This window comes from Plantactinospora sonchi, assembly GCF_036422035.1.
GTDB classification, from domain to species: Bacteria; Actinomycetota; Actinomycetes; order Mycobacteriales; family Micromonosporaceae; genus Plantactinospora; species Plantactinospora sonchi.
Genome location: NZ_JAZGQK010000017.1, coordinates 311666 through 328593 on the forward strand (window position 1 = coordinate 311666; position 16928 = coordinate 328593).

The 16928-nt window shown below is 71.3% G+C and carries 15 protein-coding genes and 1 pseudogene; 11 read left to right on the forward strand and 5 right to left on the reverse strand.

Annotation, left to right across the window (positions count from 1 at the left end; all coding sequences use genetic code 11):
• Positions 1 to 139: 139 nt before the first annotated feature.
• Positions 140 to 1087, reverse strand: a complete 948-nt coding sequence (locus V1633_RS21490) for a hypothetical protein (protein WP_331216159.1) — start codon at positions 1085 to 1087, stop codon at positions 140 to 142.
• A 971-nt stretch (positions 1088 to 2058) separates the two neighbouring features.
• Here V1633_RS21490 and V1633_RS21495 point away from each other — a divergent pair.
• The 4 genes from V1633_RS21495 (at position 2059) to V1633_RS21510 (ending at position 6795) form a co-directional block, all read left to right on the forward strand.
• On the forward strand, positions 2059 to 2586 hold the full coding sequence (locus tag V1633_RS21495; RefSeq protein WP_331216160.1) for a hypothetical protein: 528 nt from the start codon (positions 2059 to 2061) through the stop codon (positions 2584 to 2586).
• Between the two features lie 171 nt (positions 2587 to 2757).
• Positions 2758 to 4209 carry an argininosuccinate synthase gene (gene argG / locus V1633_RS21500; RefSeq protein ID WP_331216161.1) on the forward strand — a complete coding sequence of 484 codons (1452 nt, stop codon included), beginning with the start codon at positions 2758 to 2760 and terminating at the stop codon, positions 4207 to 4209.
• 297 nt (positions 4210 to 4506) lie between these two features.
• Positions 4507 to 5178 carry a S1 family peptidase gene (locus tag V1633_RS21505; RefSeq protein WP_331216162.1) on the forward strand — a complete coding sequence of 224 codons (672 nt, stop codon included), beginning with the start codon at positions 4507 to 4509 and terminating at the stop codon, positions 5176 to 5178.
• 273 nt (positions 5179 to 5451) lie between these two features.
• Positions 5452 to 6795, forward strand: coding sequence for an MATE family efflux transporter (locus tag V1633_RS21510; protein ID WP_331216163.1), 1344 nt, complete (start codon positions 5452 to 5454; stop codon positions 6793 to 6795).
• 91 nt (positions 6796 to 6886) lie between these two features.
• Here V1633_RS21510 and V1633_RS21515 read toward each other — a convergent pair whose 3' ends face one another.
• The 3 genes and pseudogenes from V1633_RS21515 to V1633_RS21525 form a co-directional block, all read right to left on the reverse strand.
• Positions 6887 to 7900, reverse strand: coding sequence for a DUF5954 family protein (locus tag V1633_RS21515; RefSeq protein ID WP_331216164.1), 1014 nt, complete (start codon positions 7898 to 7900; stop codon positions 6887 to 6889).
• Between the two features lie 172 nt (positions 7901 to 8072).
• A complete protein-coding gene (locus V1633_RS21520; protein WP_331216165.1) occupies positions 8073 to 8828 on the reverse strand; it encodes a formylglycine-generating enzyme family protein in 756 nt (251 codons plus the stop codon).
• A gap of 82 nt (positions 8829 to 8910) precedes the next feature.
• Positions 8911 to 9441 (reverse strand): annotated as a pseudogene (locus V1633_RS21525) (sigma-70 family RNA polymerase sigma factor); the annotation flags it as partial.
• 134 nt (positions 9442 to 9575) lie between these two features.
• Here V1633_RS21525 and V1633_RS21530 point away from each other — a divergent pair.
• The 4 genes from V1633_RS21530 (at position 9576) to V1633_RS21545 (ending at position 13072) form a co-directional block, all read left to right on the forward strand.
• The gene (locus V1633_RS21530) at positions 9576 to 10259 is read left to right on the forward strand and encodes a maleylpyruvate isomerase family mycothiol-dependent enzyme (protein ID WP_331216166.1); all 684 of its coding nucleotides are present in this window, start codon (positions 9576 to 9578) and stop codon (positions 10257 to 10259) included.
• Positions 10260 to 10399: 140 nt separating this feature from the next.
• Positions 10400 to 11554, forward strand: a complete 1155-nt coding sequence (locus V1633_RS21535) for a right-handed parallel beta-helix repeat-containing protein (RefSeq protein WP_331216167.1) — start codon at positions 10400 to 10402, stop codon at positions 11552 to 11554.
• Between the two features lie 208 nt (positions 11555 to 11762).
• The gene (locus V1633_RS21540; RefSeq protein ID WP_331216168.1) at positions 11763 to 12119 is read left to right on the forward strand and encodes a PadR family transcriptional regulator; all 357 of its coding nucleotides are present in this window, start codon (positions 11763 to 11765) and stop codon (positions 12117 to 12119) included.
• Positions 12116 to 13072: a hypothetical protein gene (locus V1633_RS21545; protein ID WP_331216169.1), complete on the forward strand. Its 957-nt coding sequence runs from the start codon at positions 12116 to 12118 to the stop codon at positions 13070 to 13072. The genes V1633_RS21540 and V1633_RS21545 overlap by 4 nt, the downstream gene beginning before the upstream one ends.
• A gap of 81 nt (positions 13073 to 13153) precedes the next feature.
• Here the strand turns inward: V1633_RS21545 and V1633_RS21550 are convergent, their stop codons facing one another.
• Positions 13154 to 13615: a hypothetical protein gene (locus V1633_RS21550; protein WP_331216170.1), complete on the reverse strand. Its 462-nt coding sequence runs from the start codon at positions 13613 to 13615 to the stop codon at positions 13154 to 13156.
• 795 nt (positions 13616 to 14410) lie between these two features.
• On the opposite strand from V1633_RS21550, the gene truB reads away from it, so the two are divergent.
• From truB to rpsO, 3 genes are all read left to right on the forward strand, one after another.
• Positions 14411 to 15322 carry a tRNA pseudouridine(55) synthase TruB gene (gene truB, locus V1633_RS21555; RefSeq protein ID WP_407952070.1) on the forward strand — a complete coding sequence of 304 codons (912 nt, stop codon included), beginning with the start codon at positions 14411 to 14413 and terminating at the stop codon, positions 15320 to 15322.
• Between the two features lie 62 nt (positions 15323 to 15384).
• The gene (locus V1633_RS21560; RefSeq protein ID WP_331216172.1) at positions 15385 to 16332 is read left to right on the forward strand and encodes a bifunctional riboflavin kinase/FAD synthetase; all 948 of its coding nucleotides are present in this window, start codon (positions 15385 to 15387) and stop codon (positions 16330 to 16332) included.
• Between the two features lie 248 nt (positions 16333 to 16580).
• Positions 16581 to 16850, forward strand: coding sequence for a 30S ribosomal protein S15 (gene rpsO, locus V1633_RS21565; protein WP_331216173.1), 270 nt, complete (start codon positions 16581 to 16583; stop codon positions 16848 to 16850).
• The last annotated feature ends 78 nt before the right edge of the window (positions 16851 to 16928 follow it).

A 16928-nucleotide genomic window follows, 5' to 3' on the forward strand; every position in this document is an offset into this window, starting at 1 on the left:
GCTGCCGCCGCCGTCGTGCGCTCCACGGCACCTGGCGCCGTGACCCGACCCGGGGGAGCACCAGGCCACGAACCCGGCCGACCGGGCCCCGGCCGGCCGCGGGGCCCGGACCTGGCAGGCCGCGGGGCCCGGACCCGGGTCAGGGTGTCGGACGCCGTCCGGGGATCTCGCGGACAGCGGCCAGGAACCGGGACTGGTCGTCGCGAGGGGCCGGGTTGACGATCCGGATCCACGACCCGTCGTCGAAGACGATGGTGGACGGGAACTGCACCAGGCGGGCCGCGCCGTGCTCGGCGTCGATCCGGGTCACCCGGGCGCGCTCGACGCTCCACAGCAGTTTCGGCTGGCGCCGGTCCGGCCGGCCCTCTGCCGGGCGGAGACCCATCCGCAGCAGGTGCAGGTGGGTGTCGGTCACCGCGAGCGGGGTGCCGGTGTAGCGGTTGAGGAAGAGCAGCAGGCTGCCGGCGAGGGTGGCGAGGTCGCCGCTGAAGACGTACCGGTTCCGGTAGGCGATCTCGGCGAGCTGGTCGGCCAAGGGGCGGTACCGGCTGAGCCGGAACAGCGCCCGGAACGCCTCCTGTTCGTCGGTGAGCGGCAGCGGCTCCCGGTGTGGCGACCCGGCCCCGAGCGTCTGGTGTGGTGGCCCGGCCCCGGGCGTCTGGTGTGGTGGTCCGGGCTCCGGCGCCGGCTCGCCGGGCAGGCCGGCGGTGACCGCAGCGGCCTGGCCGGGCAGCAGCAGGGCACCGGCGGCAAGCCGTACCGGCGTCAGCACCGCGTCCACCCAGACCACCGGGTTGACGATGTTGAGCAGTCCGAAAAGCGCCCGGGGGTCGAACGCCTCGGCCAGCTCGCCGGCCATCTGGTCGGTGAACTGTCGACCGAGGCGGTGCGTCTCGGGCGTCCGGACGGAGGCCAGCCCGGCGTAGCGGAGCTGCTGTCCGGGCAGCAGCGGTGCGACGAGCGCGCGTTCGGGCTCGTCGCTGGTGCGGAACTCGTCACGCAGCTCGCGGGCCCTGTCCCGGGCGGCCCGCGCGCCACCCCGGACCGTGTCGGCCAACCTGCCGAGCCGATTCCACGCCTCTGACACGCGCTACCTCCCTCGACCGGGTCGCCGGGCGCCTGACGGATGCCGCCCCGGCGACATTCTGGTCGGCCGCAGCGGTATCCGGGTGCGGGGGGCGGGACATTCTGGTCGACCGGTCGCCGGGCGCCTGACGGAATCCGCCCCGGCGACATTTCGGTCGGCCGGAGCGGCAATCGGGTGCGGGGCTGAGGGCCGGCCGAGCCGCTCCGGTCGGGCGGCCATGATCCTTCGTGGGCACCCGGCCCACCCGTTCGGCGCCCGCTGCGGTGGCCAGGGCGCCGTTGAACTGCGGTTGCGGTCAACCAGCGTCCCGGATCGCGGGAATGGCGTACAGGATGTGGACCTGAACGATAACTTGGGTAGTGGAACTGAACGATACCTAGGGTCGGGTCGTCCGCTTCACCCGAGCCGGTCGCCCGACAACCGTGCCCATCGTCCGCCCTCCAGGGTCAACCGACCCGGGCTCACGCTGCCCGGCCACGCGACCGTCCGGCGATCCCGGACCCGCCGCCGAGGCGAACCAGCAGACCCCGCCGCAGTGGATCGCGGCAGCGCCCGCGCCACCTGCCCTGGAAGGAGCTCTCCCATGGCGGCAAAGCCCAGCAAGCCCAAGCCCGACAACACCGACGAGGCCCGCGAGCAGGCCCGTCGCGCCCTCCAGATCTCGATGGACACTCGCCAGTGATCGGTGTCGGAGCGGGCTGACGGGCGACGTCGGCGGCACCTGCCGCCCTCTGTGACCACGCGTGGGTCTCCGCGTCCTGACGCGTCGACGCGTCAGGCCGACGTCCGTCCGCCCGCACCGCCATGTGCGACCCGTCCTGCCCTCCAGCGGCGTCCCAGCGCCCACACGGAGGGCGACCGCTTGTGCGTCGACGTTGGTATGTTCCGTCCCCGGGAGACCGGCACGAAGGCAACCGGGCCTGTCGGGGCAACGCCTACCTCGCCGCCGGACAGACGGACAAGGTGAGCTGATGGGCGCGACCAGGCAGCCCGGCAGGGCGGTACTCCTGCTGGCGGTTGTCGCCACCGTCGGCCTGACCGGCTCGTCGTGTGGAGAGGGCGCGGACGCGCGGCCCACCATCACCACCGACCAGGCGGCCCAGCGGGTGGAACAGCTTCTGCGGGAGACGTACGGGCAACTTCCGCCGGGCGCCGAGCTCCGGCCGCACGGCGACCTGGGCACCCTGCCGTGCGACGACCCGACCGACGGCGGTCCGGCCGGCCGGGTCTTCGTCGAGCAGCAGTACGAGGTGACGTCCCCGCTGGACTGGCCGGCCGACCAGGCACTGCCCGGGCTGGCGGAGCACTGGCAGCGGCAGGGCTACCGGGTGATCGACGATCAGCGGGACCGCAGCGACCCTCGGCTGGCCGTGGAGCATCCGGAGGACGGGTTCCGGGTCAGCGTCAATGTCTACCACCGGGCGCCGGGGTCGCTGGACGTCTACCTGATCGGCAGCTCGCCGTGCGTCTGGCCGCAGGGCACCCCCGACCCGCAGTGACCGAGGCGTTGTTCGTCCGCTGGCCGTTGATGTCGACCCGTCCGCCTTGACCCTGACCTTGCCCTGGCCCTCGCCCCGGAACGGCCCGGCTGGCCGTTGGAACGTGCCACGGGAAGGTTGCCGGCGACCCAGCTTGAATGATCATGCAGGCGTATGCATATACTATGACCCGTGTCCAAGGTCCTTACCTCCCTGCCTGTCGGTGAACGTGTCGGAATCGCCTTCTCCGGCGGCCTCGACACCTCGGTAGCGGTCGCGTGGATGCGCGACAAGGGCGCCGTGCCGTGCACGTACACGGCTGAGATCGGTCAGTACGACGAGCCCGACATCGCCTCGGTGCCGGGGCGTGCGATGGCGTACGGCGCCGAGGTCGCCCGGCTGGTCGACTGTCGGGCGGCGCTGGTCGAGGAGGGGCTCGCGGCCCTGGCCTGCGGCGCCTTCCACATCCGGTCCGGTGGCCGCACCTACTTCAACACCACCCCGCTCGGCCGAGCCGTCACCGGCACCCTGCTGGTCCGCGCGATGCTCGACGACGGGGTGCAGATCTGGGGCGACGGCTCCACCTTCAAGGGCAACGACATCGAGCGGTTCTACCGGTACGGCCTGCTCGCCAACCCGTCGCTGCGGATCTACAAGCCGTGGCTGGACGCCGACTTCGTCACCGAACTCGGCGGCCGCAAGGAGATGTCGGAGTGGCTGCTCACCCACGGCCTGCCCTACCGGGACAGCGTGGAGAAGGCGTACTCGACCGACGCGAACATCTGGGGCGCGACGCACGAGGCCAAGTCGCTGGAACACCTCGACACCGGCATCGAGATCGTCGAGCCGATCATGGGCGTACGGTTCTGGGACCCGGCGGTCGAGATCGACACCGAGGACGTCTCGATCAGGTTCGAGCAGGGACGACCGGTGACGATCAACGGCAAGGAGTTCGCCTCCGCCGTCGACCTGGTGCTGGAGGCGAACGCCATCGGCGGCCGGCACGGGCTGGGCATGTCCGACCAGATCGAGAACCGGATCATCGAGGCCAAGAGCCGGGGCATCTACGAGGCTCCCGGGATGGCGCTGCTGCACGCGGCGTACGAGCGGCTCGTCAACGCGATCCACAACGAGGACACCCTGGCCAGCTACCACGTCGAGGGGCGGAAGCTGGGCCGGCTGATGTACGAGGGCCGCTGGCTGGACCCGCAGGCGCTGATGCTGCGCGAGTCGCTGCAGCGCTGGGTCGGGTCGGCGGTCACCGGCGAGGTGACCCTGCGGCTGCGGCGTGGCGAGGACTACTCGATCCTCGACACGTCCGGCCCGGCGTTCAGCTACCACCCGGACAAACTGTCGATGGAGCGGACCGAGGACTCCGCGTTCGGCCCGGTCGACCGGATCGGCCAGTTGACCATGCGCAACCTCGACATCGCCGACTCGCGGGCCAAACTCGAGCAGTACGCCCGGCTCGGCATGGTCGGTGGCACCCCGCACCCGGCGCTGCTCGGTGACGCCCAGCCGGCCTCGACCGGGTTGATCGGCACGATGTCCGAGGGTGGCGCCGAGGCGATCGCCTCCCGTGGCGAGGTCTCCGACGCGGACGCGCTGCTCGACCACGCGGCGATGGAGGCCGGTACCGACTGACCCGGCTTCCGACCGAGGGACTTCATCGATATCGAGGTCTCCGCTCCTCGTGACCGTTTGCGTGCTCCGGTGGTCTCCGCTCCTCGTGACCGTCGGCGTGCTCCGGCCGCTGCGGGGAGGGCTTGTGTGCGGCACACGAAGGTCCTAGCCTGATTCGTCAAACAGGTAGGCCGACGTCATCCGATCGGCCTACTGTCCATCGTGGATAGTCGCAACATGGTGTGGTCGGGCGACCAGCTCGACCACACCGGCCCGACCGGCCCGGAACCCCGGGTAACCCCTCGGAAGGAGCCCATCTTGCGTATCCGTCTCGCGCTGGCGGCGATCGCCACCGCACTCACCGGCGCTCTCGCCGTACCCTCGGTGGCGGTGGCCGCCCCAGCGCCGATCATCGGTGGCGGGACCGTCTCGTCCGCGCCCTGGGCGGCAGCCGTCTTCCAGAACGGCTCGTTCGCCTGCTCCGGCTCGATCATCGCCTCGCGCTGGGTGCTGACCGCGGCGCACTGTGTCGGTGGCACCATGACCGTCCGGGTCGGCAGCGTCTACTACGCCTCCGGCGGCGTCACCCGCAACGTCCAGTCCCGGCAGACCCGCAACGACCTGGCGCTGCTCTACCTGAACAGTGCGGTGAGCACCACGTACGTGACACTGGCCAGCAGCAATCCGCCGGTGGGCTCGACGAACACCATCTACGGCTGGGGCCGTACCTGCACCAACTGCCCCGCGTCGAGTCAGTTGAAGTCCGCCACGGTCTCGGTGACCAGCCTCAACGCCACGGACGCGTACGGCGGCCCGGCGATCCGCAGCGGCCCCGGCAACGGCGTGGCCTGGCGAGGCGACTCCGGCGGGCCGCAGTTCTACAACGGCCAGCAGGTCGGCGTCTGCTCGACGGGCAACGGCTCGTCGTACCAGAACTACGGATCGGTCGCGGCCAACCGCAGTTGGATCACCTCGGTCGCCGGAGTCTGACCGGCGGACCGATCGCGCCCTGACCGGGGCGGTGCCATCGACAACGCGTCGGCGGCGCCGCCCCGGTTTTGTCAGGTCTGGCTCCGGGTCGCGACGAGCACGACTGCCCACGGCTGCGGCCAGCCTCGGCGTCGCGGCCGGCTGCTCCCCGGCTGGACTGTTAACAAGGGGCCCTTCCTGTACAAAAAGCGATAACAAGGGGCCCTTCCTTGCCGGGTGTAAGTCCGGCAGGAAGTTGTGGTCCTTACGGGACGCGTGGCAGGATCACCGGCGATGAGTGAGACAGCCGATTCCGTCACCGTGCCCGGAAAGCCCGTCGAGGCGTCCGCGCGGCGGATCGCCGGGCTGGCCCTGCCGGCCCTGGTGGTGCTCGCCGCCGAACCGCTCTACGTGCTGGTCGACACCGCCGTGCTCGGGCACCTCGGCGCGGTGCCGCTGGCCGCGCTCGCGGTCGGTGGGCCGGTGATGACGCTGGTCGCCTGGATCGGCACCGTGACGGCGTACGGCACGACGGGGCGGGCCGCCCGCCGCTTCGGGTACGGCGACCGGGCCGCCGCCGTCGCCGAGGGCGTGCAGTCGTCCTGGCTCGCTCTCGGCACCGGCCTGCTGATGGCGGTCGTCATGCAGTTCGCGGCCGGGCCGTTGGCGCGTACCCTCGCCGGAGGCGAATCCCCCGAGGTGGTCGACGGCGCGGCACTCTGGCTGCGGATCGCGGCGATCGGCGCCCCCGGTCTGCTGCTGGCCGCCGCCGGCAACGGCTGGATGCGCGGGGTGCAGGACACCCGCCGCCCGCTCTGGTTCGTGCTCGGCCCCAACCTGCTCTCCGCGATACTCTGCCCGCTGCTGGTCTATCCGGCCGGGCTGGGTCTGGTCGGCTCGGCGATCGCGAACGCGACCGCGCAGCTGCTCTGCGGAATGCTCTTCGCGGGTGCGCTGGTCGCCGAGCGGGTGGCCCTGACCCCGCGCCCCCGGGTGATCGGGCAGCAGCTCGTGCTCAGCCGGGACCTGCTGATCCGGGGCGTCGCGTTCCAGGTCAGCTTCCTGTCGGCGACCACGGTGGCGGCCCGGATCGGGGTGGCGGCGGTCGGCGCCCACCAGATCGCCCTGCAGCTCTGGTTCTTCACCGCGCTGCTGCTGGACGCGCTGGCCATCGCCGCGCAGTCGCTGGTCGGTGCGGCGCTCGGCGCCGGCGACGCCGAGAGCGCCCGGCTGCTGGCCCGGCGGGTCGCGGTGGTCGGCGGGGTCTGCGGGGTCGGCTTCGCCGTCCTGATCGGCGCCGGTACCGGGATCATCCCGTCCTGGTTCAGTGCCGACCCCCAGGTACGCGACCAGGCGATGTTGGCCTGGCCCTGGTTTGTCCTCATGCAGCCGCTCGCCGGGGTGGTCTTCGCGCTCGACGGGGTGCTGATCGGCGCCGGTGACGTCCGTTACATGCGGGATCTCACCATCGTCGGCGCCCTCGGCGGTTTCCTGCCAGCGATCTGGCTCAGTTACCTGCTCGACCTCGGGCTCGGTGGGATCTGGGCCGGGCTGACCCTGTTCATCGTGATCCGGCTGGTCGGTCTGCTGCTGCGGATGCGTTCCGGGCGCTGGCTGGTGCTCGGCGCCACCCGGTGAGCACGGCCGGGACTGCCCCACCGAGCGAGAACCTTGGGAGTGACGGTGGGACGGCGAACGGCCACCGGATCGTACGCCCCCCGAACGGCGGTCAGTCGGGGTCGGGCATCAGGCCCTGGGCGCGGAGGTCGGCGACGTGTCGGGCCGGCGGTGGTTGGGAGTCGTGGTCGGACGGGCGTGGCCCTTCCGGCCCGTCGGGGCCGACCCGGACGAAGGTCTCGACCCGGGTGACCCGGCACGGCACGCCGTTCATCTCGAAGTCGTCGGTACGCGGTGGCCGGTGTGCCGCCTTGGCGCGCTCGTACGCCGCCATGAACTCCTCGATCGGGGTGTTGTCGTCCAGCGGAATGTGCCCGATGGAGAAGGAGCCCGCGTCCCGGGCGGCCTGTGGCGTCGGGTAGGTGTCGAACGACCTGGGCCGCCAACTGCCGTCGACGTACCCGCCGATGGTGTAGCCGACCGGGAGCAGTACCACGTTGGGGTGGGTGTCCAGTGCCCGGCGGGAGTCGGCGTGGACGTTCTCGGGAACGGTTCTTGTCCGGTGGGAGGCGGAGGTCATCTCCATCCGGACGATTCCGTCGGTGAGCCCGGTGCCGGCGGCCGGGTCGATGAGATACCCGTCCATCTGCGACGGGGCCTTCTCCGCCTCACCGGGCGGGTACGGGTCGGGGTCGGTGGGTCGGGGCGGCTCCGGTCCGTCCGGCCCCATCCGAATGAACGGTTGGGCCCGGATGATCCGGTAGCGGCGGCCGTGGACGGTGAGGTCGTTGACGGGCTCCCAGTCGAGCAGTTCGTACGCCGTCTCGCACTCGGCCCGCTCGGTGGCGTGCTCGGCGGTGTCCGGTGTCTCGCTGTGCCGCTTGCGGAGGTGGTGGGCGAGGCTGTCCCGGGCGTACTGCGGCTCTTCGGCGTCGAGTCGGATGATCCGCCAGCGGCCGTCGTCCACCTCCTCGGCGAGGCCGAAGATCGGGGCGCCCCACATGATCCTGGGGTAGGCGAGCGAGCGGCGGCGGGCGTCGTCCTCCGAGATCAACGACAGCGGGTCGTCCCGCTGCTCGATCTTGATGAGCAGATGATCAGGCACCGACTGGTCGTGATTGGTCACCTACGCATTGTGTTTCCTCGGGCGCCGAAACGCAGCCCCGCCGCCGCCACATTTCGTCCACAGCTGTCGGTGCCCCCGACACAACGGTCCACGCGTCGGGACGAGGGCTGGATCGGGACAGCGGGCGCGCTGGCGGGCGCGGCGACCGGTGCCCGGCCCCGACCTCCGGTGCTCAGGCGGGTGGCAGGGGCGCGACCGGGCGTACCGCGGTGAACTGTCGGTGCTCGTATCGGACGGCGGAGAGCAGCAGCAGCCACTCGTCGCAGCCCTGCCACGGGGAGAGGTCGGCGGCTCCGCCGCGTACGGTCCGGGGCCCGTCGCCGGTCCGCGGCCGGGCGTCGGTCGGCGCGTCCGTGAAGCCGGGAATCCACACGTCGGCGCAGAGCTCGCCCGCCGATCCCATCGCGGCCAGCCCGAACGCGTTCTCCGTCGCGGCCGTCCGCGTCTCGTCGCCGAAGTCGTCGAGCAGTTCGTCCTCGTCGGGTTTCCCGTCGCCACGGAAGGTCAGCGTGGTGGTGCCGGCCCGGGCCGCGTACTCCCACTGCGCCTCGCTGGGCAGTGCGAACGGCAACAGCTTGAGCAGGTCGTCCAGGTCGTCACCGAGTCGGGCCGTGCCGGTGTCCGTCTCGGCGTAATTGTCCTCGTAGTCGGGGAGCCAGTGTCGGATCTGCGCCACCGTGAGTGGGTGCCGGGCGATCAGGAAGGGCTCGACCCGCACCTCGCGTACCGGCTGGGCGTCACCGGCGTTGGCGAGGAACGGCTCGACGGTGTCCTCGACCTCGCCGGCGCGCTCGATGGCACGTACCGCGTCCAGTTCCGCGTCGGACAGGCCCATCCGGAACGTGCCGCCCGGAACCTTCCGGAACACCACGCCCGACGCCGTGTGCCGCCATGCCGGGCGCCCGGCCACGATCTCCTCCGTCCACATGCCGCCGAACGCTACCGCCGCCGTACGGGTGGCCTTCAGCAGGGGGATGCGGCGCAGCCTCTGCGGAAAAACCGAGGACGTCGAACAGCAGCAGCACCGCCCGCTGGTTGCCCGGCAGGTGTTGCAACGCGGCGGTGAAGGCCAGTTCGACAGCCTCACGCTGCTCGTACCGCGCGCTCGGACCGGCTGGACCGTCGTCGAGGCCGGCGTCAGGGTAGGGACCCAGCCAGCCGAGCTCCGTCAGTGGCCGATCCTCGAGCACCGCACGGTCGCTGGAGGGCCCAAGGTCGACAGGCATCGCCCGTCGGCCACGGGACCTCACGATGTCCAGACAGACCCGGGTGGCCACCATGTAGAGCCACGAACGCAGCGAACCGCGTCCCTCGAAGCCCGAGAGCCCTCGCCAGGCCCGCAACAGGGTGTCCTGCACAGCATCGTCGGCATCGTGGGTCGAGCCGAGCATGCGGTAGCAGTGGGCGTGCAACTCCCGGCGCAGCGGCTGGACCAGGCGGGTGAAGGCGCGGTCGTCACCGTGGCGCGCCCGGCCGAGATCGGGATCCTCGGCGTGCACGGCTGCCGGCTCTCCCGCCAACCCGGGAGAAATCTTGCCCATGAGCGACGATTCTGCCCCGCAGTGGCGGTCTCCACTTCGACAGATCCTCAACGCCGCAGCCAGCGGCCGCCCGACAGGCGTGATTAGGTCCTGCCGGGCGCCGACGCGCCCCGACCACCACCGGAGACCTCGACGTGACCGAGAAGCATGCAAGGACCCGCATCGAACGTGAGAACGACACCTGGTCCCGGATCCACGCGGAACGCGCGGCACTGGCAGCCGACCTCGCGGGGCTGACCGACCGGCAGTTCGCGACGCCGTCGTTGTGCGCCGGCCTGACGGTACGCGAGGTGCTCGCGCACCTCACCGCAGCGGCCAGCCTGAACTCCTGGCAGTGGTTGGCGGGCGTGATCCGCTGCCGGTTCGACTTCGACAAGCAGGTGGTCATGCGGCTGAACGAGCAGTTGGGCGCGACGGCGGCCGAGACACTGGAACGATTCGGCGGCATCGTCACGAGCAGGACCAAGCCGCCACTGCCGACCATGGCGATGCTCGGCGAGACGATCGTGCACGGGGAGGACATCCGGCGTCCGCTGGACATCCGCCGGGCCTACCCGATCGAGACCATCACCCAGGTCGCCCGGTACTACCAGGGTTCCGACCAGGTGGTCCTGGCCAAAGGCCGGGTACGCGGCCTGCGACTCGTCGCGAACGACGGGCCCTTCTCCGGCGGCTCCGGACCACTCGTGTCCGGCACCACCCTGGCACTGACCATGGCGATGACCGGGCGTACGACGTACTGCGACGAGCTTGACGGCGACGGTGTCACAACCCTCCGCGAACGCTGCGCTCCGGCCGGTCCGGGCGCATCCGGATGAACGGCTGGCCGGGTCGCCTGTCCGGTCGTCGGCGTCGCGACCGTGGCCGTTGAGGGGGACATGACATCATGACCGGCAAAATCGATGTCCGTTGGTCCCTCCAGGTGGTCGACGGGTACGCGTACGGGGGAGGAATGCCGGTGAGACGTTTCAGGCATCTGTTCGTGGCGATGGTGGTCGGGTTGTCGGCGGTCGTGGTGTTCACGCCACCCGCCGCTGCCGAGGTTGTGCAGACCATCTACCTGAACGCGGCCGGCGACGACACCCGGGACGGCGCGACGCCCGCCACCGCGGTCCGCAGCCTCGTGCGGGTGCAGGAGCTCGTCGCCGCCGGCCCGCTCGACCTGGATGTCGAGGTACGCGTCCACGCCGGCACGTATGTCGCACAGGGCATCGTCTGGCAGACCTACCGCCCGGGCCACACGATCTCGTTCATGCCGGTCGACTACGAGTACGGCGAGGGCATCGGGGGGATCGCGGCGCGGCCGGTGTTCCAGAACAGGCGGGCCAGCGGGTCGGGCCGGTACATCGCCGGGCCCTGGTTCTACGCCTGTCCCGGCAACCCCGGCCAGCCGCTCGCCGAGGGCGGCACGTCCGGGTTGCGGTTCTACTACCTCCAGGTCGAGTACTACGCCGAGTCAGCCCTCTCGCTGGACGGCTCGGCGGGCTCGTGCGGTGGGGGCTACCAGCGGTCGTCGGCGCCGGGACTGCCCTCGGCCCGGGGACTCGACGGCAACACCGTCTTCGGAATGCTCTTCACGAAGATCGGCAACGCCTACACCGGCGGCTCCTGCGACAACCCCGACTTCCCGCGCTGCGGCTACGGCGGGATCGTGCTCACGGAGTCATCCGACAACCGGATCGAGAACAACCACTTCGTGGAGCTGCGGAACTCGGAGAACAGCTACATCCACGCCATCTACGTGACCCACAAGAGCTCCCGGAACCGGTTCGTGAGCAACCAGGTGACCGGGGTGAGCAGTGAGCCGATCAAGGTGCGCGACGGTAGCAACTTCAACACGTTCGAGCAGAACGTGTTCGGCGCCAACGGGTTCCTGCGGTCCTCACCGTTGATGGCCCACTACCGCGAGGAGGTGAACGAGGCCACCGACGAGTGCTCGTCGTACCACGTCCGGTTCGCCAACAACGACCTCGGCACCTATCTCGTCGGCAGTACCGACAGGCTGTCCGCATGGTTGATCACCCCGTCCGGCCCGACGTACAAGGGTGCTCCGGTGTGCCCGGCCCTGCCGGCCGGTGAGGTGCGCCTGATCACGGCGAACAACACCTACTGACCGTTCCGCCCGGCGGTCGCGAAACGCCAGGTCACCGTGTCGCGGGCGTACGGCGTCGTGATGCCGTACGCCCGCGGGTGGTCGGGTCGGTCCGGGGTGGGCATCAGGCCCGGCGCTGACCGCCGCATAGCCACGAGCCGCGCTGCCGCTGGTACCCGCCGAAGCCCGGTCGTTGCGGATAGGTCGATCATCTGCTTATGTAGGTGACATGACTAAATCGGTGCCGGCGATGCGCGAACCCACGTACTTCATCCTGGCCGCCCTGCAGGACGGGGCGTTGCACGGCTACGCGATCGTCAAGCGGGCGCAGGAGCTGTCCGGCGGGCGGGTGCGGTTGACGACCGGCACCCTGTACGCCGCGTTGGACCGGCTCACCGGCGAGGAGATGGTGCTGGTGGCCGAGGAGACGGTGGTCAACGGCCGTGCCCGTCGCACGTACGAGTTGACCGGGGACGGGTTGACCGCGCTGCGGACGGAGGCGGCGCGGTTGGCCGCCGCGGCTCGGGTCGTCCAGACCCGGTCCGTCGCGTCGAAGGTGGCCACGGTGCGGACGGTGCTGGCATGACGGGCCGGGAGCGCCGCTACCGGTGGCTGCTGCGCGCGTACCCTCGGGCCTACCGGCAGTATCGGGCCGACGAGATGCTGGAAACGCTGCTGGCCGCAGGTGAGACGGACCGGCGGCACCCGAGCCTGCGGGAGTCCCTGGCGCTCCTGGTGGGAGGTCTGCGGGCCCGCGCCGGCGTGGACCGGCTCCGGTCCCCGGCCGCGTTACGACACTCGACGCTGCGGTTGACCGTACTGTCCCTCCTCGTCTGCGGTGTCGCCCTCACGGCCACGCCCGTCATGTGGCGGCTGTGGCTGCTGCTGCCCGGCACCTCCGCCACCGCCGTTGTCGCCGGAAGCCTGGTCACGCCGGTGATGTGGTTGCTCGGGCTGGCCGCAGCGGCGTGGGCCCGTTACCGCCTCGCGTTCGCCGCGACCATCGGCGCTCTCGTCGCCGACCTCTGGCCTACCGTGGTGCACAACCGGTTGTACGTGGAGCAGTGGACCGGGGCCGAGGTCAGCGGGACCATGCTCAACGTCGTTGTCCACCGGGCCATGGCCTTCTCGACCTGGGCGGGCGTGTTGGCCGTACTGGCGATGATTCCGTTGCTCGCCACGCGTCAGCCACGGGTCACCCGACCATGGACCTGGCTGGTCGGCGCGGCGGCGGTTGTCGCGATCATGACCCCCAACCCGCTCAACGGATGGGCCGGCGGGTTCGGGCAGACGGTCATCGTGGCCACCTGGCTCACGGCGGCCGTCGTGGGTGCGGCCCTTGACGTACGGGTGTCGATCGTGGCCAGTGTGCTTCTGCTGGTGCCGATCCTCACCACTCTGGCCTTCGAACTGGTGCGCTGGCAGCGGGACGCCTGGTGGCTCGGCAACCAGAGCGTGGTCCTCGCGGCGATGGTCGGAATGCTCGTGGTCACACTGACGGTCAGCAGGACGGCCGTGCGCCGGCAGGTCGCCCTGTAGGTAGCCCGGCCACGGCACAGCACGCCCTCGCGGGGTTCGCTGGACCTGTCGATCAGGGGAGGCGTGCGGGCCGTCGGTCGGTCAGCAGAACCGGGTGGGGCAGAGCCAGCCGGGGGTGTTGACGTCGTCGTCATCGTCGTCGGGCAGCGGCGGAATCGGGACCGAGCCGCCGTCGGATCCGGTCGGGGGGTCCTGCTGCTTCTCGCGCTCCACCGTCACGACGACAAAGCGTCCGGGTCGTACCTCCTGCCCTGCTCCCGGAATGCTGCCCACGACCTTCGAGTCGAAGGAGTAGGCCTCCTTCAGCCCGGCCCTCGCCACCAGTTCCTCCGGCGGCTCGAAGCCGTCGCGGAGGCCCGGGTGCTCGTCGGCGACGGGCGCGTCCTTCGGCGCCTTGCCCTTGGCATAGCGGAGCAGGACGAGTTCCCGCAGGCCGGCGAGGGGGCCACCGTCGTCGGTCAGGTCATCGGCCGGGCTGCCCTTCCGCAGTTTGGGCATCGTGGGATGGGCGGCGAACCAGGCGGCCTCGCCGTTCTTCAGCACAAGGAGAGAGATGCTCCGTTTCGACGGGACGGTGGTGCCGGCGGGCGGGTTCGTCGCGACGACGGTCCAGTTGCCTCGGGCGAAGATGTTCCTGGCCAGCGGCGACGCGTCCGCCGGCTCCGACCGTAGGTCCGCGGTGCGGAGGGCGCTGTCGGCGCTGGCAGGTTCCGGCCCACCACGTCGGGCACGACGATCACCATTGCCGGCTGGGCCGACTGCACGGCGGCCGGCGGTGTGGTGGCCAAACCGAGGGTCGGCACGGTCGTGGTTGCCGGCTGGTCGTCGAAGACCGCCGGGTAGAGCGCCGCGCCCACGCAGATCGACGCCACGATGGAGACCGCCCCGAGAGCTACCCGGCCGGAACTCGGCGCGCGGTCCGTGCCACGGCGGGCGATGCCGGTGCCGATGGTCCAGAGACCCCACCCGACGCCCACGACGGGCAGGAGCAGCAGCGCCACGGCGAGACCGGCGAGGAGGAGCGCCAGCTTGGCGGCCCCGTTTTTTGTCGTACCGCTCTCCGCCATCGCGCTGTTTCTCCTCGTACCTGGCTGCCACGCCCCGGCCGGACCTCCGACCTGCGGCGCCACAGTCTGCCACGAAGTGATCTTGGCGCGGCTCCTACGTAGGGCTGGCTGACCTGCACCGGAAGTTGATATTGGAGGGGTGATTCCGGCACCGGAACGTGCACCGATGCCCCGTGGCGCGGTCGCGGGTCCGACGGCGGCGGGCTCCGCGACGCCGAACGCGCACCGGCGTGGGCGCCGCACCCGGCCGTGGCGGTATCTGGCAGGCTGGTTGCCCGTGAACCCTCCCGCAGGCGCCGACGGTCTGATCGTGGTTGACAAGCCCGGCGGCATGACGTCGCACGACGTCGTCGCCCGGATCCGCCGGCTGGCCCGGACCCGCCGGGTCGGCCATGGCGGGACCCTGGACCCGATGGCCACCGGAGTGCTGATCATCGGGGTGGGCCGGGCCACCCGGCTGTTGACGTACGTGATCGGGGCTGGCAAGAGCTACGCCGCGACGATCCGGCTCGGTCAGTCGACGGTGACCGACGACGCCGAGGGTGATGTCACCGCCACCGCCGACGCCGCCGGGGTGACCGAGGAGGCGGTACGGTCCGCCGTGGTGCCGCTGACCGGCGAGATCGACCAGGTGCCGAGCGCGGTCAGCGCGATCAAGGTCGACGGCCAGCGGGCCTACAAGCGGGTACGCGACGGCGAGGCGGTCGAGTTGGCCGCGCGTCGGGTCACCGTCTCCCGCTTCGACGTGCTCGATATTCGTCGGGAGACCGTCGACGGGGCGGCCGTCCTGGACGTGGACGTGGCGGTGGACTGCTCGTCCGGGACGTACATCCGGGCACTGGCCCGGGACCTCGGCGCCGCGCTCGGGGTCGGTGGCCACCTCACCGCGCTGCGGCGTACGGCTGTGGGCGAGTTCACCCTCGCCGAGGCGCTGACCCTGTCGACACTGGAGGAGGTCGCCCCGGAGGTGGTCAACCTGCCACTCGACGTGGCCGCCCGCCGGTTCTTCCCACAGCGGCAGGCGAGTGCCGACGAGGCGAAGGTCCTCTCGCACGGGGGCCCGCTGGACCCGGCCGGCATCGTCGGGCCGTACGCGGTCTTCGGGCCGGAGGGCGGGCTGATCGCCGTCGTCAGCGAGCGGGGCGGCCGGGCCCGGGCGGAGATCGTGCTCGCCCCGGCCTGAACCGGGCGGCGGCGACGGGGACAGCGGAGCCGGTAGGGCGAACTGGAGAGGGAGTAGTCGGAATGCAACGGTGGCGGGGGTACCACGGGGTGCCGGTCGGCTGGGGCCGCGCGGTGGTCACCATCGGCGTCTTCGACGGTCTGCACGCCGGACACCAGGCGACAATCGGGCACGCCGTCAAGCGGGCCCGGGACCTCGGGGTGCAGTCGGTGCTGGTGACCTTCGACCCGCACCCGGCCGAGGTGGTCCGCCCCGGCTCGCATCCGGCCGTGCTCACCGAGCCGGCCCGCAAGGCGGAGTTGATCGAGGCGCTCGGCGTCGACGTGCTCTGCGTGGTGCCGTTCACCCCGGAGTTCTCCCGGTTGTCACCGGAGGCGTTCGTGCACGACGTACTGGTCGAGCAGTTGCACGCGGCGCTGGTGGTGGTGGGGGAGAACTTCCGGTTCGGGCACCGGGCCGCCGGTGACGTGGCGTTGCTGGAGCGGCTCGGCCGGACGTTCGGCTTCGCCGTCGAGGACGCGCCGCTGGTCTCCTCCGACGACACCGTCTTCTCCTCGACGTACATCCGGGCCTGTGTCGCGGCCGGTGACGTGAGCGCGGCGGCGGCGGCGCTGGGACGTCCGCACCGGCTGGAGGGGGTCGTGGTCCGGGGGGACCAGCGCGGTCGGGAGATCGGCTTCCCCACCGCCAACCTGCTCTGCCACCGCTACGCGGCGGTGCCGGCCGACGGGGTCTACGCGGCCTGGCTGATCCGCCGGGGTGGCCGGGCCGGGGAGCGGGGGGAGCGGTTGCCAGCCGCCGTCTCCATCGGGACGAACCCGACATTCTCCGGCAAGGAGCGGCGGGTCGAGGCGTACGTCCTGGACTTCTCCGAGGATCTCTACGGCGAGCGGCTCAGCCTGGACTTCGTGGCGTACCTGCGGGAGACGCTCCGGTTCGACGGCGTCGCACCACTGGTCGCGCAGATCACCGAGGACGTGGCGCGGACCCGCCGTACGCTGCTCGGCTGAGCGCGTCCCGGTGGTGCCTGCCCGGCGGCTCGGCCCGGGTCGCGTCGTCCCCGGGCGGGCCGGCGAACCGCCGTGGCACGCCCTTGACTCGGACGAACGGTGGCAGGCTGGTAATCTGACGGGAACGTCGAGTTATCGGCGTGGCCTCGCCTGCCTGCACGACGCCGCGGGTGCGAGGCCGTCCGCGACCGGCCGGGATTCAGGACCGGTGCCGCGGGCGGAACTGACAATCCAGGAAACAGGGAGATATGGCGCTCGACCAGGAATCCAAGAGCAAGATCCGGCAGGAGTACGCGACCGTCGAGGGCGACACCGGTTCGCCCGAGGTGCAGGTCGCGGTCCTGACCAAGCGGATCGCCGACCTCACCGAGCACCTGAAGGTGCACAAGCACGACCACCACAGCCGTCGTGGTCTGCTGCTGCTGGTCGGCCGCCGCCGCCGGCTGCTCAACTACCTGCAGAAGAAGGACATCAGCCGCTACCGGTCGCTCATCGAGCGACTCGGTCTGCGGAGGTGAGGTGAGCGGGCGGAGCGGCCGTCCACGGCGCTGACCGGCGCTGTCCCGGACCGCCGCTCCACCCGCCTCGTCACCACC